25 protein-coding genes are annotated in these 21918 nt (G+C 63.6%); 17 read left to right on the top strand and 8 right to left on the bottom strand.

What is annotated here, in order from left to right; translation table 11 throughout:
- Positions 1-70: 70 nt before the first annotated feature.
- From ATN00_RS12755 to ATN00_RS12740, 4 genes are all read right to left on the bottom strand, one after another.
- The gene (locus ATN00_RS12755) at positions 71-289 is read right to left on the bottom strand and encodes a DUF2093 domain-containing protein (RefSeq protein WP_062065169.1); all 219 of its coding nucleotides are present in this window, start codon (positions 287-289) and stop codon (positions 71-73) included.
- Entirely contained in the window at positions 289-1692 is a 1404-nt protein-coding gene (locus tag ATN00_RS12750) for an NAD(P)H-dependent flavin oxidoreductase (protein WP_062068762.1), read from the bottom strand. The genes ATN00_RS12755 and ATN00_RS12750 overlap by 1 nt, the downstream gene beginning before the upstream one ends.
- A gap of 95 nt (positions 1693-1787) precedes the next feature.
- Positions 1788-2930, bottom strand: a complete 1143-nt coding sequence (locus ATN00_RS12745) for a glycosyltransferase (RefSeq protein WP_257720643.1) — start codon at positions 2928-2930, stop codon at positions 1788-1790.
- The gene (locus ATN00_RS12740) at positions 2923-3807 is read right to left on the bottom strand and encodes an alpha/beta fold hydrolase (RefSeq protein ID WP_062065166.1); all 885 of its coding nucleotides are present in this window, start codon (positions 3805-3807) and stop codon (positions 2923-2925) included. The genes ATN00_RS12745 and ATN00_RS12740 overlap by 8 nt, the downstream gene beginning before the upstream one ends.
- Positions 3808-3844: 37 nt before the next feature.
- On the opposite strand from ATN00_RS12740, the gene ATN00_RS12735 reads away from it, so the two are divergent.
- From ATN00_RS12735 to ATN00_RS12700, 8 genes are all read left to right on the top strand, one after another.
- On the top strand, positions 3845-5239 hold the full coding sequence (locus ATN00_RS12735) for a protein adenylyltransferase SelO family protein (RefSeq protein WP_062065163.1): 1395 nt from the start codon (positions 3845-3847) through the stop codon (positions 5237-5239).
- A gap of 88 nt (positions 5240-5327) precedes the next feature.
- Positions 5328-6761 (top strand): succinylglutamate-semialdehyde dehydrogenase, encoded by a 1434-nt coding sequence (gene astD, locus ATN00_RS12730; protein WP_062065160.1) that lies wholly within the window; start codon positions 5328-5330, stop codon positions 6759-6761.
- 93 nt (positions 6762-6854) lie between these two features.
- Positions 6855-7643: a uroporphyrinogen-III C-methyltransferase gene (cobA, locus tag ATN00_RS12725; protein WP_062068758.1), complete on the top strand. Its 789-nt coding sequence runs from the start codon at positions 6855-6857 to the stop codon at positions 7641-7643.
- Entirely contained in the window at positions 7640-7936 is a 297-nt protein-coding gene (locus ATN00_RS12720; protein ID WP_062065157.1) for a DUF2849 domain-containing protein, read from the top strand. The genes cobA and ATN00_RS12720 overlap by 4 nt, the downstream gene beginning before the upstream one ends.
- A gap of 3 nt (positions 7937-7939) precedes the next feature.
- A complete protein-coding gene (locus ATN00_RS12715) occupies positions 7940-9571 on the top strand; it encodes a nitrite/sulfite reductase (protein WP_062065155.1) in 1632 nt (543 codons plus the stop codon).
- Positions 9564-10004: a DUF934 domain-containing protein gene (locus ATN00_RS12710; protein ID WP_062065152.1), complete on the top strand. Its 441-nt coding sequence runs from the start codon at positions 9564-9566 to the stop codon at positions 10002-10004. The genes ATN00_RS12715 and ATN00_RS12710 overlap by 8 nt, the downstream gene beginning before the upstream one ends.
- The gene (locus tag ATN00_RS12705) at positions 9997-10785 is read left to right on the top strand and encodes a phosphoadenylyl-sulfate reductase (RefSeq protein WP_062065149.1); all 789 of its coding nucleotides are present in this window, start codon (positions 9997-9999) and stop codon (positions 10783-10785) included. Before ATN00_RS12710 ends, ATN00_RS12705 begins: the two co-directional genes overlap by 8 nt.
- Positions 10786-10870: 85 nt before the next feature.
- A complete protein-coding gene (locus ATN00_RS12700; RefSeq protein ID WP_062065147.1) occupies positions 10871-11266 on the top strand; it encodes an MAPEG family protein in 396 nt (131 codons plus the stop codon).
- Between the two features lie 10 nt (positions 11267-11276).
- Here the strand turns inward: ATN00_RS12700 and ATN00_RS12695 are convergent, their stop codons facing one another.
- Complete coding sequence (locus ATN00_RS12695) at positions 11277-12761, bottom strand: replicative DNA helicase (protein ID WP_062065144.1); 1485 nt, start codon at positions 12759-12761, stop codon at positions 11277-11279.
- 114 nt (positions 12762-12875) lie between these two features.
- On the opposite strand from ATN00_RS12695, the gene ATN00_RS12690 reads away from it, so the two are divergent.
- Genes ATN00_RS12690 through ATN00_RS12670 form a run of 5 tightly spaced genes read left to right on the top strand, consistent with a single transcriptional unit; the run spans position 12876 to position 15882 of the window.
- Positions 12876-13358: a UPF0262 family protein gene (locus tag ATN00_RS12690; RefSeq protein WP_062065142.1), complete on the top strand. Its 483-nt coding sequence runs from the start codon at positions 12876-12878 to the stop codon at positions 13356-13358.
- 41 nt (positions 13359-13399) lie between these two features.
- Complete coding sequence (locus tag ATN00_RS12685; protein WP_062065139.1) at positions 13400-14056, top strand: GH25 family lysozyme; 657 nt, start codon at positions 13400-13402, stop codon at positions 14054-14056.
- On the top strand, positions 14053-14514 hold the full coding sequence (locus tag ATN00_RS12680; protein WP_062065137.1) for a cytidine deaminase: 462 nt from the start codon (positions 14053-14055) through the stop codon (positions 14512-14514). Before ATN00_RS12685 ends, ATN00_RS12680 begins: the two co-directional genes overlap by 4 nt.
- A gap of 6 nt (positions 14515-14520) precedes the next feature.
- The gene (dcd, locus tag ATN00_RS12675; protein ID WP_062065134.1) at positions 14521-15075 is read left to right on the top strand and encodes a dCTP deaminase; all 555 of its coding nucleotides are present in this window, start codon (positions 14521-14523) and stop codon (positions 15073-15075) included.
- Between the two features lie 21 nt (positions 15076-15096).
- Positions 15097-15882 (top strand): metallophosphoesterase, encoded by a 786-nt coding sequence (locus tag ATN00_RS12670; protein ID WP_062065129.1) that lies wholly within the window; start codon positions 15097-15099, stop codon positions 15880-15882.
- A 132-nt stretch (positions 15883-16014) separates the two neighbouring features.
- Here ATN00_RS12670 and wrbA read toward each other — a convergent pair whose 3' ends face one another.
- Both wrbA and ATN00_RS12660 read right to left on the bottom strand, forming a co-directional pair.
- The gene (gene wrbA / locus ATN00_RS12665) at positions 16015-16614 is read right to left on the bottom strand and encodes an NAD(P)H:quinone oxidoreductase (protein WP_062065126.1); all 600 of its coding nucleotides are present in this window, start codon (positions 16612-16614) and stop codon (positions 16015-16017) included.
- Positions 16615-16707: 93 nt separating this feature from the next.
- Positions 16708-17427, bottom strand: coding sequence for a pirin family protein (locus ATN00_RS12660; RefSeq protein WP_062065123.1), 720 nt, complete (start codon positions 17425-17427; stop codon positions 16708-16710).
- Between the two features lie 108 nt (positions 17428-17535).
- Between ATN00_RS12660 and ATN00_RS12655 the strand changes: the two genes are divergently transcribed.
- The 4 genes from ATN00_RS12655 (at position 17536) to ATN00_RS12640 (ending at position 20911) form a co-directional block, all read left to right on the top strand.
- Positions 17536-18429 (top strand): LysR family transcriptional regulator, encoded by an 894-nt coding sequence (locus ATN00_RS12655; protein WP_062065119.1) that lies wholly within the window; start codon positions 17536-17538, stop codon positions 18427-18429.
- A gap of 210 nt (positions 18430-18639) precedes the next feature.
- Positions 18640-19347, top strand: a complete 708-nt coding sequence (gene ctrA, locus ATN00_RS12650; protein ID WP_062065116.1) for a response regulator transcription factor CtrA — start codon at positions 18640-18642, stop codon at positions 19345-19347.
- A 245-nt stretch (positions 19348-19592) separates the two neighbouring features.
- Positions 19593-20051, top strand: a complete 459-nt coding sequence (locus ATN00_RS12645) for a carboxymuconolactone decarboxylase family protein (RefSeq protein WP_062065114.1) — start codon at positions 19593-19595, stop codon at positions 20049-20051.
- The gene (locus ATN00_RS12640) at positions 20051-20911 is read left to right on the top strand and encodes a sigma-70 family RNA polymerase sigma factor (RefSeq protein WP_062065111.1); all 861 of its coding nucleotides are present in this window, start codon (positions 20051-20053) and stop codon (positions 20909-20911) included. The genes ATN00_RS12645 and ATN00_RS12640 overlap by 1 nt, the downstream gene beginning before the upstream one ends.
- 4 nt (positions 20912-20915) lie before the next feature.
- On the opposite strand, the gene ATN00_RS12635 is transcribed toward ATN00_RS12640, so the two are convergent.
- The gene (locus ATN00_RS12635; protein WP_062065108.1) at positions 20916-21851 is read right to left on the bottom strand and encodes an acyltransferase family protein; all 936 of its coding nucleotides are present in this window, start codon (positions 21849-21851) and stop codon (positions 20916-20918) included.
- Positions 21852-21918: the final 67 nt, after the last annotated feature.

Raw genomic sequence — 21918 nt, 5'->3', positions numbered from 1 at the left:
TGAGCGCAAACCATTGAAGCAGCGCAACGCCATTCCTTGCCTCAATCTGGAACAACCATCCCCAAATAATTTAGCTGGTTAAGGAAGCCAAACCCCGATGCCGAATAAAGGATTGGGTAGCTTCATCCGCCCCTCTATAGGCTTCCTGGAATTCAGCGCTCCAATATTTCAGATCCTCAAGATCGATGCGCGCGCCGGAAACAGCGCATAAAACGAACTGTCCCGGACGCACCACTTCGAAATGCGGCGTATCATAGTGCAGCACCGCAAGTCCTTGAATATCCGCCATCAGTCGCCCGTAAGAATCCGATCGACCAATTGCTTCACCGTCGGAACGAAGCCGTTGGAATAGAAAGGGTCTTTCTTGAAATTATAGGCCCCATGGCCCGCGAACAGCAGATTGGCATCCAGCGATCCGCCATGCACAGCTTCCTGCAAGGATTTCTGAATGCAGAAACTGCGGGGATCGGCGAGGCGCCCGGTCGAATTAGTTTCGCTGTCCATCCAACTCGAAAAAGCACATTGGCTAAGACAACCCATGCAATCGGTCTGATCCTTGCGGATTTCGGCCCTTTCCTCTTCCGTCACGAAGACAAGCGTGTTGTCCGGCGTCTTCAGCGCAGATAAAAACCCCTGCCCCACCCATTCGCGAGCACGCAGAAGGTCGTTGCGGGTTACCCAGAAATTCTTGCCCTTCACCCCCGCGTCGAGTTGATGCGTGTGATCGCCCGCTTGCTCGGTGCTGAAAGGAATCTGCCGTTCCGATCGGGCCTCCAGATTGCGGAGGAAGGGATTTCGAATGGCCGAGCTGTAAAAGCCGGTGGGCGAGAAACGGTGAAGCAGCACGTCACCCGATTCCAATTGCATCAGCCTTTCTTTCCACGGCTGCGGGATGGGACTTTCCTGAGTCAGGAGCGGCCGGGTGCCGAACTGGAAGGCGATGGCGCCCAATTCAGGATTGTCGATCCAATCGTTCCAGTCCCGCAAATACCAGACGCCGCCTGCCATCACGATCGGCACATCATCGGAAATGCCGCCCTCACGCATGGTTTCCCGCAGCGCCTTCACGCGGGGATAAGGATCTTGCGGCTCCCGCGGATCTTCCGCGTTTGAAAGCCCGTTATGGCCGCCTGCCAACCACGGATCTTCATAAACCACGGCGGCGAGCCATTCGGACGCCTTGGAATAGGCACGCTTCCACAAAGCACGAAAAGCGCGGGCAGAACTGACGATAGGCAGATAATTCACGCCATAGGATGCCGCGATTTCGCTCAGCTTGTAAGGCATGCCCGCTCCGCAGGTAACGCCCGACACCATGCCCTTGGTCTTTTCGAGTACGCCGTGCAGAACGCGCTGCGCGCCACCCATTTCCCAAAGGACGTTGATGTTAATCGCGCCCTTGCCGCCCGCGATTTCAAAGGCGCGCTTCACCTGTTCCACCGCGCCGTCTATGGCATAGGCGATCAGTTCCTCATGCCGGTCGCGACGGGTGCGGCCATGATAGATTTGCGGGATGACATTGCCCATGCTGTCGTAACTGTCGGCGTTCACCGCGGACACGGTACCGATTCCCCCTGCCGCAGCCCATGCGCCGGAGCTGGCGTGGTTGGAAACCGCCACGCCTTTTCCGCCTTCGACCAGCGGCCAAACCTCACGACCACCATAGACGATGGGTTTCAAACCCTTGAACAAAGACATCTCCCGCACAACAGCAAGTGGCTCCCCCAGCCACGTAAAGGCCGACCCATAGCAGATTATTGGCCGGATAACGAATTTTCGCGCGGCCCCTAGCGCAAAATGTCCGGCTGGGCCAGCGCCTTCCCGTAAAGCGCGGCATAGGCATCGACCATTCGCGCTTCGTCGAAATCGCGAATGGCGCGTTCCTGGTTCGCACGGCCCAGTCGGGCGCGCAGTCCGGCATCATCCGCCAGCGCACCCAAGGCAGCGGCAAGCTGCTGTTCATCCGGCACGATGAAGGGGCGGTTTTCAGGCGCGACCATATTCGCAACGTCGCCGACATCCATCGCCGCGACGGGGACGCTCGCCGCCATTGCCTCTACCAGTGAGATCGGGAATTGTTCGCTGTCCGAGGATAAAGCGAAGATGTCGAAAAGGCCGACGAAGCGCCACGGGTCGGTCATGAAACCGGCAAGGCAGATATCGTCCAGGCCATGGGAAGCGGCTTCGGCGAGGATGGCGTCGCGTTCCGGGCCTTCGCCGACGATCGCCAGTTGCAGGCGGTCGCGATGGGCGGCGACCGCGCGGACAAGACGGGGAATGTTTTTGACCGCGCGCAGGCCCGCCAGTGTGCCGACGAGCAGTTTGCCCGGCGTGCGGCCAAGGGCGGGGATGGCATCGGGCGCGGGCGGCGTGACGTAACGGGCCACGTCTATGCCGTTGCGGATGAGGTGGACCTTGTCCTCCGGTTGTCGCCAGACCTGACGGGCGATGCTTTCGAGGCGCACGGAGGGGACGACGAGAGCCTCGGCGCGCTGGAGGGCGAGGCGGCGGTAGAGGTTGCGCTGGGGCTTCAATCCATTGGCTTCGTCGGCGTTGAAGCCGTCCTCATGATGGATGAGGGGAGGCAAATGCATGAATGAGGTGGCGAAGCGATGGGATATTACGGCGTCCATCGCGCCCCAGTTGTAAGTCAGTATCAAATCGAAACTTTTCAGGAAGTTCGCTATCTCGCGAAAGCGGCGCAGGCCGGGGCGGCCCATGAGAGGCGGCGGCGTGGGGAAGTCCACCTGTAGCGCCGGGTCGATGGCGTCGCGGGCGCCCATGGCGTCCGGCGCGGCGCTGACGATGCTGTGATGGGCGCGATCGCCCCAGAGGTTCATGAGGCGGACAGCCCGCGCTTCCTTGCCGCCCAGCGAGAAGCTGCCATGCACATGAAGCAGCCGGGGCGGCCGCGCCAAATCTTCAGCCACGGAGGACGCGGGCAAGCAGACGGTCGACCGCCGCCACCGATTCCGGCTCGTCCAGCGCGGGAGCATGGCCGACGCGGGGCACGACGGTCAGCTCCGCGCCTTCGCCTATTTCCGCGACCATGCGCCGCGCGGTGGCGTCGCTCAGCAGATCCGAATGCTCCCCCCGCAATATCTGCGTCGGAATGCCGCGAAAGGCGGCCATGACGGGCCACATGTCGGGAGCCGCTTCCTCTCCGCCGGTCAGGCGCAGGGGTTCGGCGACGCGCATGTCATAGTCCAGCACGATACGCCCCCCCGAGTTGAGGCGGTAAAGACGCTTCGCCATGGCGATCCATTGTTCGAGATCATAAGCCGGGTAGATGTCGCGGTTGGATTCCTCCAGCGCGCGGGCGGCATGGACCCAACTGGGATGCGACTGGCCGATGCCCACATAGGTGCGGATGCGCGCCAGCCCCGCCTCCTCCAGCGTCGGCCCCACATCGTTGAGCAACGCGCCCGCCAGCCATTCCCGATGGGTCGCGGCGATCAGCATGGTGATGAGCCCGCCCAGCGAGGTGCCGATGGCGACGAAGCGCGTGACGGCAAGGTCCGCCAGCAGCCGCCCTATATCCTGAAGATAGGTGAGCGGCACATAGGTCATCGGGTCTTTGGCATAGGCGCTTTCGGCCCGCCCGCGCATGTCGGGGCAAATCAGCCGCCATTGGCCCGCGAGCCTTTCGGCAAGCGGCTCGAAATCGCGGGCGTTGCGGGTGAGGCCGGGCAGGCAGAGCAAAGGCGGCCGCCCGTCATTGCCCCCCGCTTCCTCGCCACCATAGTCGCGATAATGGAGGCGCAGGCCATCGGGGGACCACCAAAATCCATCGGTATAGCCGCTCAACCTTGATCCCTCCGCATAGTGTCCCCCATATCGCCGTATGAACGCGCCCCTGCAACCCGCCAAATATAGCCCCGCCCATGAAATCGCCGCGCTGATGCCCGACATCGGCGATCCGGTCAAAGCGGCGGACTTCCCGCAAACCATCCTGCGCTTCCGCAATGATCGCTGGGCGGAGGCCGTCGGGCTGGAAACATGGAACGATGAGGAATGGACCAGGCATTTCGGCCGTTTCCATCCCTTGCCAGGTTCGATGCCCAACCCATTGGCTTTGCGATATCATGGGCATCAGTTCCGCAGTTATAATCCGCAGATCGGGGACGGACGCGGCTTCCTGTTCGCGCAGTTGCGGGACGGCGCGGGACGGCTGCTGGACCTGGGCACCAAGGGTTCGGGGCAGACGCCCTATAGCCGCTTTGGCGACGGCCGGTTGACGCTGAAAGGCGGAGTGCGGGAAATATTGGCGACCGAAATGCTGGAAGCTCTGGGCGTCAACACGTCCAAGACATTCTCGCTGATCGAGACGGGCGAAGCACTGGAGCGCCATGACGAACCGTCCCCTACCCGCGCCGCCGTGCTGGTGCGGCTCAGCCATTCGCATATCCGCATCGGGACTTTCCAGCGCGCGGCCTATTTCGACGACAAGGCGCTGCTGGAGAAGCTGACCGACTATGCGTTGACCCGGCTTTACGGGGAAACGCCGGGAGATAATCCGCCGGTGCAGTTGATGACGCGGGTGATCGAGCGGACCGCCGATCTGGCGGCAAGCTATATGGTCGCGGGCTTCGTGCATGGCGTGCTGAACAGCGACAATATCAATGTGACGGGCGAGAGTTTCGATTATGGGCCGTGGCGGTTCGCTCCCACATGGGACAACGGCTTCACCGCCGCCTATTTCGACGAGACAGGTCTCTATGCCTTCGGGCGACAGGCCGAAGCGATCCACTGGGACGCCGCGCAACTGGCGGTGTCGCTGCGCCCGCTGGTGGAGGCGGAGCCGCTGGTCGAGCAGATGGAGCGGTTTCCGGCCCTGTTCAGCGAGGCGCTGACGCGGCGTTTCTGCTGGCGGCTGGGGGTTGCGGACGACGGCGATGCATCGGCGCTGGTTCAGGCCGCCGTGCGAGGGATGATCGAGACGGGGACGGAGATAGACCGCTTTTTCCATGACTGGCGCGGTGGCAAGGCGCGGGCGGCGGGACGCTATGCCGATGAAAGCTGGGCGCCTTTTCGCGAAGTCGCAAGTGGGTTCGAGGCGAATGGCGACCGGACGCATCCCTATTGGACGGACGAGAATCCCTGCTCCATGCATATCGAGGAAGTGGAGGCGATCTGGAGCGCCATCGACCGGGAGGACGACTGGCAACCGCTTTACGACAAGGTTGCCGCGATCCGGCGCATGGGCGAGGCGCATGGAGACGCGCCGAAGGTGCCATGATGGGTGGCCGAGTTCGGGCAACCGCCCATAACCGCCATTCAGCGTCACCCCTTCCCTCTCCCACCTTTTTCAGCCATATCGGGGCAGCATGAGCTCCGCATTAACCTCGTTCGAACCGGCCACCGGCGCGCTTTTATGGCAAGGGGCAGCCGGCAATGTGGATGAGGAAGTGGCGCGCGCCGCTACGGCATGGCCGCAATGGGCCGCCCAGCCCATCGCCTATCGCATCGAAACGCTGCGCCGCTTCGTCAATGTCGTGCGCGCGCATGAGGACAAGCTGGCCGACCTGATCGCGCGGGAAACCGGCAAGCCGCTGTGGGACGCACAGACCGAAGTGGCCGCCGTGATGGGCAAGGTCGACATTTCCGTGTCCGCCTATGCCGAGCGGACGGGGCAGAAAAGGCTGGATGCCGCCATGGGCGCGCGCCAGTCCGTGCGGCACAAGCCGCATGGAGTGATGGCGGTGCTGGGGCCGTATAATTTCCCCGCGCATTTGCCCAATGGTCATATCGTCCCTGCCCTGCTGGCGGGTAACAGCGTCGTGTTCAAGCCTTCGGAAAAGACGCCCGCCGTGGGCGAGATGCTGGTGAAGCTTTATCATGAGGCGGGGATACCGCAGGATGCGATCCGCCTGCTGCTGGGCGGGGCGGAGGAAGGCAAGGCGCTGACCGCCCATGGCGATGTGGGGGGCGTGCTGTTCACCGGGTCGGCGCAGACCGGGATCGCGATCAACCGCCAGTTCGCGGGCGAACCGGGCAAGATATTGGCGCTGGAGATGGGCGGCAATAATCCGGCGATCGTCTGGGACACGCCCGACATTAACGCCGCAGCGACTCTGGTGGCGCAGTCGGCCTTTCTCTCCAGCGGGCAGCGATGCACCGCCGCCAGCCGCCTGATCGTGAAGGAAAGCATCGCCGACGCCGTGATCGCGGAGGTCAAGAAGATCGCCGACCGTCTGATCATCGACCATCCCCATGCCGACCCCGCGCCCTATATGGGGCCGGTGATCGACGAAGCGGCGGCGGACGGGCTGACGGAAAGCTTCCTCTATCTGATGAGCAATGGCGGCAAGCCGATCAAGCATATGGTCCGCCCGGTGAAGGGCCTGCCCTTCGTGACGCCCGCCATCATCGACGTGACGGCCATGGCGGAGCGGCCGGATGTGGAGCTGTTCGGGCCGCTGCTCCAGGTGGTGCGCGTGCCCGATTTCGATGCCGCCATCGCAGAGGCGAACAATACCCGTTTCGGCCTGTCCGCCGCGCTGATCGGGGGATCGCCCGAGCAGTATAATCAGTTCTGGACCCAGGTGCGCGCCGGGATCGTCAACTGGAACCGGCCCACCAACGGCGCTTCATCCGCCGCGCCCTTTGGCGGGGTGGGGATTTCGGGCAATCATCGGCCCAGCGCCTATTATGCAGCGGATTATTGCGCCTATCCCGTGGTTTCATCGGAAATCGAGCAGCCGCGCGCCTCCATCGGCGTGGGATTGAAGCCCATCGACACGGGCGCGATGGGGGATTGAAAAGGCGGGGCTTTTGCGGCCGCAACTTTTCCTACGCCCCGGTAAAAGCATTCTGGATTGCAGTTGGGCTGCGCCTTCGCCATGTGGGCCAGCATGGCCGAACATGCACCTGCCACCGTTTATCTCGTCGGCGCGGGACCGGGCGATCCGGACCTGCTGACGCTGCGCGCCGCCCGCCTGATCGGCGCGGCGCAGGTGATCGTGCATGACGGGCTGGTGTCGCGCGAGATATTGGCGATGGCCGCGCCGGGGGCGAAGCTGATCTCTGTCGCCAAGCAGCGCAGCCGCCATTCCATGCCGCAAGAGGAGATCAACGCGCTGCTGGTGCGGCTGGCGAAGGGCGGACAACCCGTTGTGCGGCTGAAGGGCGGCGATCCCTTCATCTTCGGGCGCGGCGGCGAGGAAGTGGACGCCTGCCGCGAAGCCGGCGTGCCGGTGGAAGTGGTGCCCGGCATCAGCGCGGCGATCGGCAGCGCGGCGCAGGCGCAGCTCCCCCTCACCCACCGCGCCGCATCGAGCGCGGTCAGCTTCGTCGCGGGTCAGTGCAAGGGGCTGACGGATCAGGACTGGTCCGGCCTTGCGGGCAAGGGACGGACGCTGGTCATCTACATGGGCGTGGCGACGGCGGCGGACATCGCCGACAAGCTGATGGCCGATGGCGTCGCGCCGGGGATTCCGGTGGCGGTGTTGGAAAATGGCACGCGTCCCGATATGCGGACGCTCCGCACGCTGCTCGCCGATCTGGGCGAGATGGTGGCGCGGGAACAGGTGAAGAGCCCGGCGCTGATCGTCGTCGGGGAAGTGGCGGCACACGCGCTGGCGCGCGATGTGCTGGCGGGATGGAGCGCGCAGGCGGAAATGGTTTCGGAGATGCATAAGTGAAGATCTTGACCGGCAATGACCTTGGCACCGGCGACGTGATCTGGTGGGCAGGCGACGGCTGGTCGCGGCAGGTGGGCGATTCGGCCGATGTCGGCGACAAAGGCGACGAACTGGTCCGCGCCGAGGAGGCCGCGCAGCGCGTGGTCGGCGCTTATGTGATCGACGCCACCGTGACGGACGAAGGTATCCGTCCCGCGCATATCAAGGACCGCATCCGCGCGCTGGGACCGACGGTGCGCCCCGACCTGACGCTGAAACCGAATGACGCCGATGCCGGCAACTGGGTGATCTGAACCATGTATCGTTACGACAGCTACGACCAGTCCATCGTCGACGCCCGCGTCGAGGAGTTTCGCGACCAGACCCAGCGCCGCCTGGCAGGGCATCTGACCGAGGACCAGTTCAAGCCGCTGCGGCTGATGAACGGCCTCTATCTGCAGCTTCACGCCTATATGCTGCGCGTCGCCATCCCCTATGGCACGCTGTCGGGCAGGCAGATGCGGAAACTGGGCGAGATCGCGCGCAAATATGATCGCGGCTACGGCCATTTCACGACCCGCACGAACATCCAGTATAACTGGATCAAGCTGGCCGACGCGCCCGACATCCTCGCCGAACTGGCGACGGTGGAGATGCACGCCATCCAGACCAGCGGCAATTGCATCCGCAACATTTCTTCGGATCAATATGCGGGCGTGGCCGCTGACGAAGTGGCGGACCCCCGCCCCTGGGCCGAATTGCTGCGGCAATGGTCGACCTTCCACCCGGAATTCACCTACCTGCCGCGCAAGTTCAAGATTTGCGTGATCGCATCGGAAGACGATCGCGCGGCGATGCGCCTGCACGACATCGGCCTCAAGCTGGTGAAGCGCGGGGATGAGATCGGCGCGGAGGTCTATGCCGGTGGTGGCATGGGACGCACGCCGATGGTCGGGCCGCAAATCAGGGACTTCGTGCCCGAAGATGAGATCGTGTCTTATCTGGAAGCGTGCCTGCGCGTCTATAACCGCTATGGCCGCCGCGACAACAAGTTCAAGGCGCGAATCAAGATCCTGGTCCATGAACTGGGCGTCGAGGAATATAAGCGGCAGGTCGAGGAAGAGTTCGCCCATATGCGGACGCTGGGGCTGAACCCGCCCCGCGAGGAACTGGACCGCATCCGCCCCTTCTTCGCGGGTCCGGCCTATGAGCAGGGCCTGTCCGACGCCATCGACCGCAGCGATCCGGCCTTCGCACTGTGGGTCGACCGGCAGGTCGCGGCGCACCGGCAGCCGGGCTATGCCATCGTCAATATCAGCCTGAAGCCCGTGGGCGGTATCCCCGGCGACGCTTCGGCCGAGCAGATCGATCTGGTCGCGGACCTGGCGGAGCAATATTCGCTGGACGAACTGCGCGTGACCCATGCACAGAATCTCGTCCTGCCGCATGTCAGGAAAGCCGACCTCTACGCCATCTGGCAGAAGCTGGACGAAGCGGGACTGGCGGAGGCCAATCTGGACCTGATCACCGACATCATCGCCTGCCCCGGTCTCGATTATTGCAGCCTGGCCAATGCGCGGTCGATCCCGCTGGCGCAGAAGCTGTCGGAGCGTTTCGCTTCGCCGGAGCGGCAGAAGGATCTGGGCGAACTGAAGCTCAAGATTTCCGGCTGCATCAACGCCTGCGGCCATCACCATGCGGGCCATATCGGCATCCTTGGCGTGGACCGGAAGGGCGTGGAGAATTTCCAGCTCCTGCTCGGCGGATCGGGCGCGGAGGATGCTTCGCTGGGCCAGATCACCGGCCCCGGTTTTTCCGAAGACGGCGTGGTCGACGCGATCGAGAAGGTCACGGACATCTATCTGGCGCAGCGGGAGCAAGGCGAACGCTTCCTCGACACCTATCGCCGCATCGGCATGAAGCCCTTCAAGGAGGCGATCTATGGTTGAGTTCCTGTCCTTCCGCGAAGGCGAAGCCACGCAGGAACCGACCGTGACGGTGGAATCCTTCACTGGCCAGTCCAATTCCACCGCCGTCCGCATAGAAGCGGGCGAGGATGCGCGGGAATTGCTGCCCTATCTGGACCGCCTTTCGCTGGTGGAGGTGAACTTCCCGGCTTTTGGCGACGGGCGCGGCTATTCGGCGGCCCGCATCCTGCGCGAAGCGGGCTATGCGGGCGAATTGCGCGCGGTAGGCGACGTGTTGGTGGACCAGATCGTCCCCATGCGCCGATGCGGCTTCGACAGCTTCCGCCCCGACAAGGCGTTGGACGATGCCGCCGTCGAACGTGCGCTCAATCGCTATGCCGACGTCTATCAAAAGACCGTCGACGGCCGCCGCCCGGTTTGGGCGAAACGGCACCCGGAGACAGTGGATGGCTAAAGCCGCTCGTGAAATCGACCTGATCGACGCCCGCCCCGCCTTTACGCAGGCGGAAGCCGACGCGCTGAACGCGCGTTTCGAAGGCGTCGACACGATGACGATGTTGCGGACCGTCTTTACCGAAGGGCTGGCGGGCCATGTCGCCGTCGTCTCCTCCTTTGGCACGGAAAGCGCGGTGCTGCTGCATCTGGTGGCGCAGGCGGACCCCAACGTGCCGGTGATCTTCGTCGATACGCTCAAGATGTTTGGCGAGACGCTGGATTATCGCGACACGCTGATCCGCGCGTTCGGCTTCACCGACAGCCGGGTCATCACGCCCAAGCCCGAGGTGATCGCGGCGAAGGACGAGACGGGCCTGCGTTGGTCCTATGACCCGGACGGCTGCTGCGACATCCGCAAGGTCGAGCCGATGGCCCGCGCCAAGGATGGGCTGGATGCGTGGATTTCCGGGCGCAAGGCGTTCCAGTCGGTCACGCGGCAGAACCTGCCCCGCTTCGAGGTCGAGGACGGGCGGCTCAAGCTCAATCCGCTGGGCGACTGGACCAAGGACGATCTGGAAGCCTATTTCGCCGAACATGACCTGCCGCGCCATCCGCTGGAGGCGCAGGGTTATCTGTCCATCGGCTGCGAACCCTGCACGTCCAAGGTGCTGCCGGGCGAAGATCCGCGCGCAGGCCGCTGGCGCGGGTGGGAAAAGGTGGAATGCGGCATCCACACGCCGGTTTCGCCCATCGCGCCAGCGATCGATCCCGACGATCCGGCCAACCAGCCCGTGTTCTGAAACGACCCGCCATGGCGTGTAGGGGTGGAGGCTTTCCCTTTGCGCGCAAATGGTTAGAATGGCCCTTTGCCATAAGGAGAGGGTCATGCCCGTCGAACTCAAGATCCTGGCCTGGGGCGTGGTCTTGCTGCTGGTTCACATCTTCGCGGCGGCGCACCTCAAGACCAGACAATTTGGCCCCCGGTGGAACATGGGCGCGCGGGACGAAACGCTGCCGCCGCTGCGGCCCGTGGTCGGTCGTTTCGTGCGGGCGCAGGCCAATTTCCAGGAAACCTTCCCTATCGCCATCGTCGCGCTGATCGGTGTCGTCGTGGCGGGCCGAACGAGTGAATGGACGGCGCTGGGCGGCTGGATCTGGCTGGGCGCGCGGGTCGCGTATCTGCCGCTTTACGGTCTTGGCGTGCCGATGGTGCGGACGCTTGCCTATGCGGTCAGCCTTGTCGGGCTGGCGATGGTGCTGACGCCCTTGTTCCGGGGCTGACTTCCTCGGGCTACTCGTAGCTTTCCATGTAGCTGCCCTCCGCAAGGTCGGAAAAGCGGGTGATCTTGGCGTCGAACTTCATGCGGATGCGGCCCGTGGAGCCGTGGCGCTGTTTGGCGACGATCAGTTCGGCGAGGCCGTAAATGCGTTCCATTTCCTGCGCCCATTCCAGATGCTCGGGGCTTTCCTTGTTGCCCGGCTCCTTGGCGGCGACGTAATAATCCTCGCGAAAGACGAACCAGACCATGTCGGCGTCCTGCTCGATAGAGCCGGATTCGCGCAGGTCCGATAGCTGCGGGCGCTTGTCCTCGCGCTGTTCGACGGCGCGGCTGAGCTGGGACAGGGCCAAAACCGGACAGTTCAGTTCCTTCGCCAAGGTCTTGAGGCCGCGGGAAATTTCGGAAATTTCCTGCACGCGGTTGTCGCCGCCCTTGCCGGTGCCTTGCAGCAACTGGAGATAGTCGACGATGACGAAGCCGATGTCGTGGCGGCGCTTCAGGCGGCGGGCGCGCGTGCGGAGGGCGGCGATGGTAAGGCCGGGCGTGTCGTCGATGAACAACGGCAGTTCCTGCAACTCGCGGGCGGCGCGGGAGAGGTTCTGGAAATCGGCCCGGCTGATCTTGCCCATGCGGAGCGCTTCGCCGCTGATGCCCGACTGTTCGGCAAGGACGCGGGTGGCAAGCTGATCCGCCGACATTTCGAGGCTGAAAAACGCTGTTTTCGCGCCCATATTCTTTTCCGGCGGGATGCCGTCGGCATTATCGCGCAGCCAGCGGGACGCGGCATTATAGGCGATGTTGGTGGCGAGCGAGGTCTTGCCCATGCCCGGACGCCCGGCCAGGATCATAAGGTCCGAATTGTGCAGGCCGCCGATCTTCTCGTTGAGGCTGTTGATGCCGGTGGTGATGCCCGACACATGGCCGCCGCTGTTGAGCGCGCGTTCGGCCACGGCCACGGCCATGGTCGTGGCGGCGGCGAAGCTCTTGACCGAGCCGACTTCGCCCTCCCCTTCGGATACTTTGTAGAGCGAGATTTCAGCCTGCTCTATCTGTTCGCGTGGATTGACATCCTCGCTGGTATCCAGCGCATTTTCAACCAGCTCCCGCCCGACATTCACAAGCTGACGCAGCAAGGCGAGGTCGTAAATCTGCTGCGCGAAGTCCCGCGCGCCCAGCAGCGCGGCGCCATTGCCGGTCAACTGCGCCAGATAGGCCGCGCCGCCCAGTTCCTTGAGCGCGGGGTCCTGATCCAGCATGGGCTTGAGCGTCACCGGATTGGCCACCATGTCACGCTCGACCAGCCGCATCACCGCTTCGTAGATGCGGCCATGGAGCGGTTCGAAGAAATGTTCGGGCTTGAGCTTGAGCTGGATATCCTCGGCGATGCGGTTGTCGATCATCAGCGCGCCAAGCAGCGCCGCCTCCGCCTCCACATTGCGCGGCAATTCGGGGCCACCCGCTTCGGCGGCGGCATTGATCTTCACCAGTTCAACCATTGCCCCCTCATCGCGCCGCTGGAGCGCCCGCGCAAGATGCGAGTTCGAAACGATCTGTGGATAAGTCCCGCTTGCATTTCGCCGTCCCTCGCCGCAGTGACGGAAGCCTGCACCATGGCCGATCCGCGCATCATAGACATAAAGCTCGACGAGCGCACGATCCTGTGGCGCAACGCCGATGTGGAGCAGGAACGGCGCATCGCGATTTTCGACCTGTTGGAGGATAACCACTTCGCGCCGCAGCGGGTGCATGAAGATGGCTATGCCGGTCCCTACAGGGTGGTGCTGCGGGTCGAGGACGGGCGACTGGTCGTGGAAATGCGGCGGGAGGATGACAGTCCGCTGGAAGCCGTGATCCTGGGCCTGGGGCGGTTCCGCCGCCCTATCCGGGAATATTTCGCGATCTGCGACAGCTATTATCAGGCGATCAGCAATGCATCGCCCCAACAGATCGAAACGGTGGACATGGCCCGGCGCGGCATCCACAATCAGGCGGCCGAAATGCTGATGGAAAGGCTGGAGGGCAAGATCGCGGTGGATTTCGACACCGCGCGGCGGCTCTTCACGCTGATCTGCGTATTGCATATCAAGGGGTAGGGACAATCAGGGGGCTGACTTCGCGGCAATGGCTGGCGCGCATGGGCTTTGCGCTGGCCGTGAGCGCGGCGCTGGTGACGGCGCTGTGGCTGTTCGCGCGCGGCTGGGCGCCGGACCGCGAGCATTATCCGATGCAGGGCGTGTCGGTGGGTGCGGGCAATGGCGTCATCGAATGGGGCACGCTGGCGGCGCAGGGGACGGATTTCGCCTATATCCGCGCCGCGAACGGCCGGGGACAGCGCGATCCCGCCTTTGGAACCAACTGGGCCGAAGCGCGCAGGGCCGGGATGCGCTATGGCGCGTTGCTGGACTTCAGCCTGTGCCGCAGCGCCTCCAGCCAGGCGACCCCCTTCATCACGACGGTGCCGCGCGACAATGCCGCCCTGCCCCCCGTGATCCGGCTGGCTTTCGATCCGGGCTGCACGGCCAGGCCGGACCGGGACAAGGTGCTTTCGGAACTCAACACGCTGGTCAATTTGATCGAAAGCCATGCGGGCAAGACCGTGGTGCTCAATGTGACGAAGGATTTCGACACGGATTACGACATCGGATCAGGCGTGAATCGCACGCTCTGGCTGGACGGTAATTTCTTTCCGCCCGATTATGCGACGCGGCCATGGGTGGTGTGGACCGCCAGCAACATGCGGCATATCGACGGCGTGGACGGCCCGGTACGGTGGAGCGTGGTCGCGCCATGACGAAAAATGCATCCGCAAAGGCTCTGGTGGCAAAGGCTCTGGTGGATGCGGCGCGGGAAGCGATGGCCCATGCCCATGCACCCTATAGCGGCTTTGCCGTGGGCGCGGCCGTGCGGTTGACCGATGGGCGGATCGTTACCGGGGCGAATTTCGAGAATGCAAGCTATGGGCTGTCGCTCTGTGCCGAGACGGTGGCGCTGGCGACCGTCAATTCGCAGGGACGGCTGGCCGACGTGGAGGCGATCGCCGTGGCGGGCGGAGCGGATGGCGCCATCGTCGCGCCCTGCGGCCGGTGCCGTCAGGTCATGCATGAAGCGGAGCAGATTGCAGGCCGGCCCCTCCCCGTCTATTGCGCTGCTGCAAGCGGTGAGGCCATGATAGAGCATAGCGTTTCCGCGCTGCTGCCTTATGCCTTCGGTCCTGCGGACCTGGGCGTCACAACGAAGAAGAGAAGCTGAGGACCAATGGCCATCCAGTCGGACAAGTGGATTCGCGAGCAGGCCCTGAACAGCGGCATGATCGAGCCTTTCGTGGAAAGCCAGCGGCGCGACGGGTGCATCAGCTATGGCCTGTCCTCCTATGGCTATGACGCGCGGGTGGCGGACGAGTTCAAGATCTTCACCAATGTCGACAGCGCGGTGGTGGACCCCAAGGATTTCGCCGCGAACAGCTTCGTCGACCGCAAGACCGACTGCTGCATCATCCCGCCAAACAGCTTCGCCCTTGCCCGCACGGTCGAATATTTCCGGGTGCCGCGCGACGTGCTGGTGATCTGCCTTGGCAAATCCACCTATGCGCGGTGCGGGATCATCGTGAACGTCACCCCGCTGGAGCCGGGCTGGGAAGGGCATGTGACGCTGGAATTTTCCAACACCACGCCGCTGCCCGCGAAAATCTACGCCAATGAAGGCGCATGCCAGTTCCTGTTCCTGCAGGGGAATGAACCATGCGAGGTCAGCTATGCCGACCGGGCGGGAAAATATATGGGCCAGCAAGGGGTGACATTGCCGCGCCTCTAAAGCCGTGCGACAATCGGCCGCATGATCGCACCGCCCGCATGGCTGCGCCGCAAAGCGCCGATATCAGCGCCGCCCTCGCCCAGCGTCGGCGACGACCGGCGGGTTTATGCCATTGGCGACATTCATGGCCGGGACGACTTGCTGCGCGATCTGCTGGCCTTGATCGCGCGGGACAGCGAGGCGAGAGGAGCCATTCCCACATACCTCATCCTGCTGGGCGATCTGGTCGATCGCGGCCGCTGGTCGGCGCAGGTGATCGAACGGGCGATGGAGCTGGCGCGAACCAATCCCCTCGCCCGCTTCGTCAAGGGCAATCATGAGGAAGCGTTCCTGATGGCGGCGCGCGGCCATGTGCGCGCAACCCATTATTTCCGGCAATATGGCGGAACGGAAACGGCGGCCAGCTATGGACTGGCCCTGTCGGATTGCGATGCGATGGACGATGCGGCGCTTGCGGACTGGATGCTGGACAATGTGCCCCGCGCCCATGTCGATTTCGTCGACGGGTTTGAGGACAGCGTGACGATCGGCGATTATTTCTTCGTCCATGCCGGGGTGAAGCCGGGCGTTCCGCTCCACGCCCAGTCTCCCGACGACCTGCGCTGGATCAGGACCGAATTTCTCGACCACCGGGACGGGCATGAAAAGATGATCGTCCATGGCCACAATATCAGCGAGAATGTGGACGAACGGTCCAACCGCATCGGCATAGACACCGGCGCCTATCGATCCGGGCGACTGACGGCGATAGGGTTGCAGGGGACAGCGCGCTGGTTCCTCCAGACGGGGGTGGAGTGCGCGGCTTGAAAGAGGATGCGGCTGCCACCGGGCTTTGGTGGCGGGTTTCGCCTTACCATTTGCCCCTGCCAACCCTAAATGCCGGAAAGGGGCCGGCGCCCGACGCGCCGAACCCTTTCCCGTAACGTCGCAGAGGCCTTTTCAACCGTGCAGCTTGATCGCCGTTTCCGCGATCTTGCAGCCCTGATAGCGCGCGCCCGCCAGTTCTTCTTCGCCCGGCTGGCGGCTGCCGTCACCATCCGCAATGGTCGTGGCGCCATAGGGCGCGCCGCCGCGCACCTTGTCCACGCCCATCTGTTCGGCAAAGCCATAGTCCAGCCCCACGATCACCATGCCGAAATGCAGCAGGTTGGTGATGATGGAAAAAAGCGTCGTTTCCTGCCCGCCATGCTGGCTGGCGGTGGAGGTGAAGGCGCCGCCGACCTTGCCATTGAGCGCGCCGCGCGCCCACAGGCCGCCCGCCTGATCGAGAAAAGCGGCCATCTGGCTCGACATGCGGCCAAAGCGCGTGCCGGTGCCCACGATGATCGCGTCATATTCGGCCAGGTCCGCGACAGTGGCGATGGGGGCATCCTGATCCAGCTTGAATCCGGCCTTCTGCGCGATTTCCAGTGGCGCGGTTTCGGGCACGCGCCTGATGTCGACCTGCGCGCCCGCGCTGGCAGCGCCTTCCGCGACGGCTTTCGCCATGGTTTCGATGTGGCCGTAGGTGGAATAATAGAGAACCAGAACCTTTGCCATGTCAGTGCTCCTTGATGGAATGAAGGGGAAAGTGGCCGCCCGCGTCAGGGGGAGGGAGACGCGGGCGGCCTGTCGGCCCGTGGGAGGGCGGGCCTATTCGCTGTCGACCAGGACGATTTCGCTGTCCTCGATCGCCGTGATGGTGATCGGCTGACCGCCGATGATCGCGGCGCCGTCCCGTGCCTCGAAGGCTTCGCCGTCAATCTCGATCCGGCCGGTGGCGGGGACGAGATAAAGGTGGCGGCCCGGCGCGCTTTCATAGGTCACGCTGTCCCCGGCCTTTACCGTTCCGCCCAGCAGGCGGGCGTCGGCCCGGATACGAAGCGCTTCGGCGTCATCCTCATAACCGCTGGCCAGAACCGCCAGCTTGCCGGAACGGTCGCCCCTGGGGAAAGGCTTCGCCCCCCAGCTTGGGGAACCGCCCCGCGCCCGCGGAATGACCCAGATCTGGAAGAGCGTGGTCGTTTCGTCCTCCAGATTATATTCGGCGTGGCGGATGCCGGTGCCCGCGCTCATCACCTGGACGTCGCCCGCTTCCGTGCGGCCCTTGTTGCCAAGGCTGTCCTGATGGGTGATCGCGCCCTGGCGGACATAGGTGATAATCTCCATGTCGGCATGAGGATGCGGCGGAAAACCGGACCGCGCGGCGATTTCATCGTCGTTCCACACACGGATCTTGCCCCAGCTCATGCGGTCGGGATCATGATAGTCCGCGAAGGAAAAATGATGCCGCGCATTCAGCCAGCCATGGTCGGCATGGCCGAGCGACGCGAAGGGGCGGCGCTCGATGCGGCTCGCGGTGTTCGTGCTCATATGCTTGCCTTTCAATATTCGGCCGGAGGGTTTCCGGCTTGCTTTCCGACAATCTAGCGATCAGGATCGTTTCTTGAATAAGCAGCATTGAAACGGATTGTTTCCCTTATGCGTCTCCCCGATTTCGAAGCCTGGGCCATGTTCGCCGCCGTGGTGGAGCATCGCAGCTTCACCGACGCGGCCAAGGCGCTCAGCGTTTCGAAAGCCACGGTTTCCAAGGCGGTCACCCGGCTGGAGCAGCATCTGGACACCAGCCTCTTCAACCGCACCAGCCGCCGCCTTTCGCTGACGGAAAGCGGGAAGCGGCTCGCCGCCCATGCCGAACGCATCCTGTCCGAAGGCGTCGCGGCGGAAGAAGCGGCGCGCGATGAAACGGCCGAACTGTCCGGCACCGTGCGCCTGGGCGCGCCCATGACCTTCGGACTTTTGCGGATCGCGCCTTTGATCGCGCAATTCTGCAAGGAACATCCGTTGGTGGATGTGGACCTGCACCTGTCCGACGCCCGCATCGACCTTGTGGAAGCGGGGCTGGATGCGACCATCCGCATCGCCGACATGCCGGACAGTTCGCTCCGTGCGCGCAAGCTGGCGGATGTGACCCTGCATGTCGTCGCGTCGCCTGCCTATCTGGCCGAACGGGGGCGGCCCACCCATCCATCCGACCTGAGCGGTCATGATTGCCTGTGCTATGCCAATGCGCCCACGCCCGATGTGTGGCGTTTTTCGGGGCCGGGGCAGCAGAATGTGGTGGTGCAGGTCCATTCGCGCATCACCGTCAACAGCGGCGAAGCGATGCTGCCCGCGTTGCGGGACAGCGTCGGCATCGCGCGGCTGCCCGATTTCATCGTGGGCGACGCACTGGCTTCGGGCGAATTGGAGGAGATATTATCCGACTGGCGCCCACCCGCCTTTGGCCTGCATCTGGTCACGCCGCCATCGCGCCTGCGGCCCGCGCGGGTCGAGGCGCTGCTTGATTTCCTGGCGCGGCACCATGGCTGCTGACATTCTGTTTCACAGGTGAATCACGCTTGACTCCGGGCCTGTCGTTTCGCCCCTCAACCCTTTGTAAATAGATTCTTTTGAGCGCGACTCGTGGAATCCTGCGGGTTAGCGAAAAATTAACCTTTGTCCTTCAGAAGTTTTTTGGTTAATGAATTACAGCAGATGCCGTTCTGGTGGGGTGAACGGACCTGTTACCAAAAGGGGCTTCACATGCGCGTCCTGCTTATTGAAGATGAACCGACCACGGCCAAGGCGATCGAGCTTATGCTCACCACCGAAGGGTTCAACGTCTATACGACGGACCTGGGTGAAGAGGGCCTCGATCTTGGCAAGCTCTATGATTACGACATCATCTGCCTGGACCTGAACCTGCCGGATATGCACGGCTATGACGTGCTCAAGAAGCTGCGCGCGGCGCGGGTGCAGACGCCGGTGCTGATCCTGTCGGGCGTGGCGGAGATGGACAGCAAGGTCCGCTCCTTCGGTTTCGGCGCAGACGATTATGTGACCAAGCCGTTCCACCGCGAAGAATTGATCGCGCGCATCCACGCCGTCGTCCGCCGGTCCAAGGGCCATTCGCAATCGGTCATCCGCACCGGCAAGCTGGCCGTCAACCTGGACGCCAAGACCGTGGAAGTGGACGGCAACCGCGTTCACCTGACCGGCAAGGAATATGCGATGCTGGAGCTGCTTTCGCTCCGCAAGGGCACTACGCTGACCAAGGAAATGTTCCTGAACCACCTGTATGGCGGGATGGACGAACCGGAACTCAAGATCATCGACGTCTTCATCTGCAAGCTGCGTAAGAAGCTGGCGCTGGCCTGCGGCGGCGAAAATTATATCGAGACGGTCTGGGGCCGCGGCTATGTGCTGCGCGATGCCGAGGAAGAGACGCAGGTTCAGACCAAGGTCGCCTGAATGTCCTGAAATAGCAGGGGGGTGGAAAGGCCGGCGGTCCTCGCGGAGCGCTGGCCTTTTCCGTTGGCTTAGAGCCAGCGCCCGCGCAGGCGTGGCGCTGCCCGCCTCAGCATGAACACATGCTTGGGCTGTTGCTGGCCGAAAACTGCATTTCCCAGAACCGTCCCTCCTTTTTTTCTCTCGTCATGTCACACCGCGCCTTTCCCGATCGTCATGACTGCACAACCCCAAGGAAAGGAACTGTCATGACCGCCAAGCTCGATCCCTTCGCCGCCGCGCCGCAGCTCATGAAAAGCTGGTTCGCGACGTCCAATGCCGCGAACGCCAGCCTGGAGCCGAGCCTCATCGAACTGGTGAAAATCCGCGCGTCGCAGATCAACCAGTGCGCCAATTGCATCAATATGCACACGCTCGACGCGCGCGCGCAGGGGGAAACGGAACAGCGCATCTATCTGTTGTCGGCCTGGCGGGAAGCGCCATGCTATACCCCCCGCGAACGCGCGGCGCTGGCATGGACCGAAGCCCTGACGCGCCTTTCGGAAGGGCACGGCCACGGGCAAGCCCATGAGGCGTTGAGAGCCGAGTTTTCGGAGGAGGAACAGGTGAAACTCACGCTGATGATAAACGTCATCAACGGGTGGAACCGTTTGGCCGTCGGCTTCGACCTCTGGTACGATCACGTACCCGCGAAGGTCGCCGCCTGATGACCGCCCGGGCGCAGCGGGATGCGGCGGACAGCTTCGACCCGCTGCGCCCCCGGCTGGTCCGGGTCGCATACCGGATGCTGGGATCGGTCGCCGATGCGGAGGATGTCGTGCAGGACGCCTTCCTCCGCTGGATGGGCACGGATCGGGCACTGGTGCGCGAACCGGAAGCCTTTTTGCGCCGGACGGTGACGCGGCTCTGCCTTGATCAATTGAAGTCGGCGCGGCGGCAGCGGGAAAGCTATGTCGGCCCATGGCTGCCCGATCCGGTGGTCGGCGAGGATGAGGTGGAAGAAGATGTTACGCTTCCCCTGATGCTGGCGCTGGAAAGGCTGTCCCCGCTGGAGCGGGCGGCTTTCCTGCTGCATGACGTTTTCGGTGTCGGCTTTGAGGAAGTCGCCCTCACCATTCACCGCGATGCCGCCGCCTGCCGCCAGCTTGCCGCGCGGGCGCGCAGTCATGTGCGGGAGGCACGGCCCCGCTTCCAGATCGAACAGGAAAGGGGGCTGGAAATCGCGCAGGCTTTCTTCACCGCATCGCGCAGCGGCGACATGACAAAGCTGGGCGCCATGCTGGCCGCCGATGTCAGCATGCACAGCGACGGCGGCGGCAAGCGTCCCGCCGCGCTCCGGCCGGTGCTGGGATGGAAGCAGGTGATCCAGTTGCACAAGGCGCTGGCGGTGATGTTCGGCAAATATGGATCGGCGCTGGTCCGCACCGTCATGGTGAACGGCCTGCCCGGCTTCATCACGCGCGAGGCGGACGGCGAATTGCAGACCACCGCCCTCGACATAGAGGATGGGCAGGTCCGCGCTATCTATGTGACGCGCAACCCCGACAAGCTGCGCCACCTGCACTGAGTTTTCAGAGGAAGATGCGGCGGGCGAAAGGCGATTTGCGGATAAGTTGCCAGCAGGCCAGCGGCACGAGAAGCGCAACGGGCAGCAGCCATACCTTGGGCAGATAGGGCGTCAGATAGTGAATCAGCGCGACGTGCAGATACATGATGACCAGTGAGGCCTGCCCCAGAAGCACCAACGGACCTTTCCATATTTTCGGCACCACCGGTGACAGGCGAAAGAGGATGAGCGACGTCGCGATGGCCGATGCGATCGACAGGATCGGCCAGCCGTAATCCCCGGCCTTCATGTTGAGCGTGGGAAATAACGACAGCAGGCCGCAGGCCGACAACAGGAGCAGCGGCGCCATCATCCATCGGTTCCCGCCGATGCGCCGCCACGCCGCGCCTGTCCAGAGCAGGAAGAACGCCATCGGCACGGTGAGCAGGCCCAGCGGCGATATATCGGTCGCCCAACCCAGCGCATAAGCCGCGATCAGGCTGATCGCCGCAGCCACGCCCCATCGCCTGTCCAGCGGATCGGGCCATCGAACCAGCAGCGCATTGAACGCGATCCGTCCGAACATCAGGCACGGCACGAACCAGAAGATCGTATAGGGACCGCGCAGCCATGATCCACCCAGCAGGATCGGCATCAAATCGTGCGGCCATTGATGAAAGATAGGGCGGTTGCCCTTCAGCGGCTCGATCAACTGGTCCGCCGCGATCAGCAGCAGCAGAAAGGCGAAATAGGGCCGCATCTGCCCTTCAACCTGCGCCCATGCGAACTTTCCGGCAGGGCGTGGCCGGGTGAGATAGCCCGACAACAGGAAAAACAGCGGCATATGAAAGCTGTAGAGCGCATCCCGCACGCCCCCCCGCGTCCATATATGGGCAATGACGACCGCGATGATGCCGACGCCGCGCGCGACATCGACCCATTCCAGGCGTTCCCCCTTCATGCGGGCGCCATAGTGCTGTTGTTCATCGTCTCCACCCCTTATAGGAGGGCCCGCCCGCCCCTGCCTT

The organism is Sphingobium baderi (genome assembly GCF_001456115.1).
GTDB classification, from domain to species: domain Bacteria; phylum Pseudomonadota; class Alphaproteobacteria; order Sphingomonadales; family Sphingomonadaceae; genus Sphingobium; species Sphingobium baderi_A.
The sequence above is the reverse complement of the archived record's forward strand: the minus strand, read 5'-3'. Positions and strand labels throughout refer to the sequence as shown.

What these genes read in the sequence shown, in the direction of transcription:
- ATN00_RS12710 (WP_062065152.1), top strand. Translation starts at nt 9,564, where the DNA reads ATGGTTGAGTTCCTGTCCTTCCGCGAAGGCGAAGCCACGCAGGAACCG.
- ctrA (WP_062065116.1), top strand. Translation starts at nt 18,640, where the DNA reads ATGCGCGTCCTGCTTATTGAAGATGAACCGACCACGGCCAAGGCGATC.
- ATN00_RS12700 (WP_062065147.1), top strand. Translation starts at nt 10,871, where the DNA reads ATGCCCGTCGAACTCAAGATCCTGGCCTGGGGCGTGGTCTTGCTGCTG.
- ATN00_RS12640 (WP_062065111.1), top strand. Translation starts at nt 20,051, where the DNA reads ATGACCGCCCGGGCGCAGCGGGATGCGGCGGACAGCTTCGACCCGCTG.
- wrbA (WP_062065126.1), bottom strand. Translation starts at nt 16,614, where the DNA reads ATGGCAAAGGTTCTGGTTCTCTATTATTCCACCTACGGCCACATCGAA.
- ATN00_RS12695 (WP_062065144.1), bottom strand. Translation starts at nt 12,761, where the DNA reads ATGGTTGAACTGGTGAAGATCAATGCCGCCGCCGAAGCGGGTGGCCCC.
- ATN00_RS12715 (WP_062065155.1), top strand. Translation starts at nt 7,940, where the DNA reads ATGTATCGTTACGACAGCTACGACCAGTCCATCGTCGACGCCCGCGTC.
- ATN00_RS12685 (WP_062065139.1), top strand. Translation starts at nt 13,400, where the DNA reads ATGGGCTTTGCGCTGGCCGTGAGCGCGGCGCTGGTGACGGCGCTGTGG.
- astD (WP_062065160.1), top strand. Translation starts at nt 5,328, where the DNA reads ATGAGCTCCGCATTAACCTCGTTCGAACCGGCCACCGGCGCGCTTTTA.
- ATN00_RS12755 (WP_062065169.1), bottom strand. Translation starts at nt 289, where the DNA reads ATGGCGGATATTCAAGGACTTGCGGTGCTGCACTATGATACGCCGCAT.
- ATN00_RS12670 (WP_062065129.1), top strand. Translation starts at nt 15,097, where the DNA reads ATGATCGCACCGCCCGCATGGCTGCGCCGCAAAGCGCCGATATCAGCG.
- ATN00_RS12735 (WP_062065163.1), top strand. Translation starts at nt 3,845, where the DNA reads ATGAACGCGCCCCTGCAACCCGCCAAATATAGCCCCGCCCATGAAATC.
- ATN00_RS12660 (WP_062065123.1), bottom strand. Translation starts at nt 17,427, where the DNA reads ATGAGCACGAACACCGCGAGCCGCATCGAGCGCCGCCCCTTCGCGTCG.
- cobA (WP_062068758.1), top strand. Translation starts at nt 6,855, where the DNA reads ATGGCCGAACATGCACCTGCCACCGTTTATCTCGTCGGCGCGGGACCG.
- ATN00_RS12705 (WP_062065149.1), top strand. Translation starts at nt 9,997, where the DNA reads ATGGCTAAAGCCGCTCGTGAAATCGACCTGATCGACGCCCGCCCCGCC.
- ATN00_RS12690 (WP_062065142.1), top strand. Translation starts at nt 12,876, where the DNA reads ATGGCCGATCCGCGCATCATAGACATAAAGCTCGACGAGCGCACGATC.
- ATN00_RS12680 (WP_062065137.1), top strand. Translation starts at nt 14,053, where the DNA reads ATGACGAAAAATGCATCCGCAAAGGCTCTGGTGGCAAAGGCTCTGGTG.
- ATN00_RS12645 (WP_062065114.1), top strand. Translation starts at nt 19,593, where the DNA reads ATGACCGCCAAGCTCGATCCCTTCGCCGCCGCGCCGCAGCTCATGAAA.
- dcd (WP_062065134.1), top strand. Translation starts at nt 14,521, where the DNA reads ATGGCCATCCAGTCGGACAAGTGGATTCGCGAGCAGGCCCTGAACAGC.
- ATN00_RS12635 (WP_062065108.1), bottom strand. Translation starts at nt 21,851, where the DNA reads ATGAAGGGGGAACGCCTGGAATGGGTCGATGTCGCGCGCGGCGTCGGC.
- ATN00_RS12655 (WP_062065119.1), top strand. Translation starts at nt 17,536, where the DNA reads ATGCGTCTCCCCGATTTCGAAGCCTGGGCCATGTTCGCCGCCGTGGTG.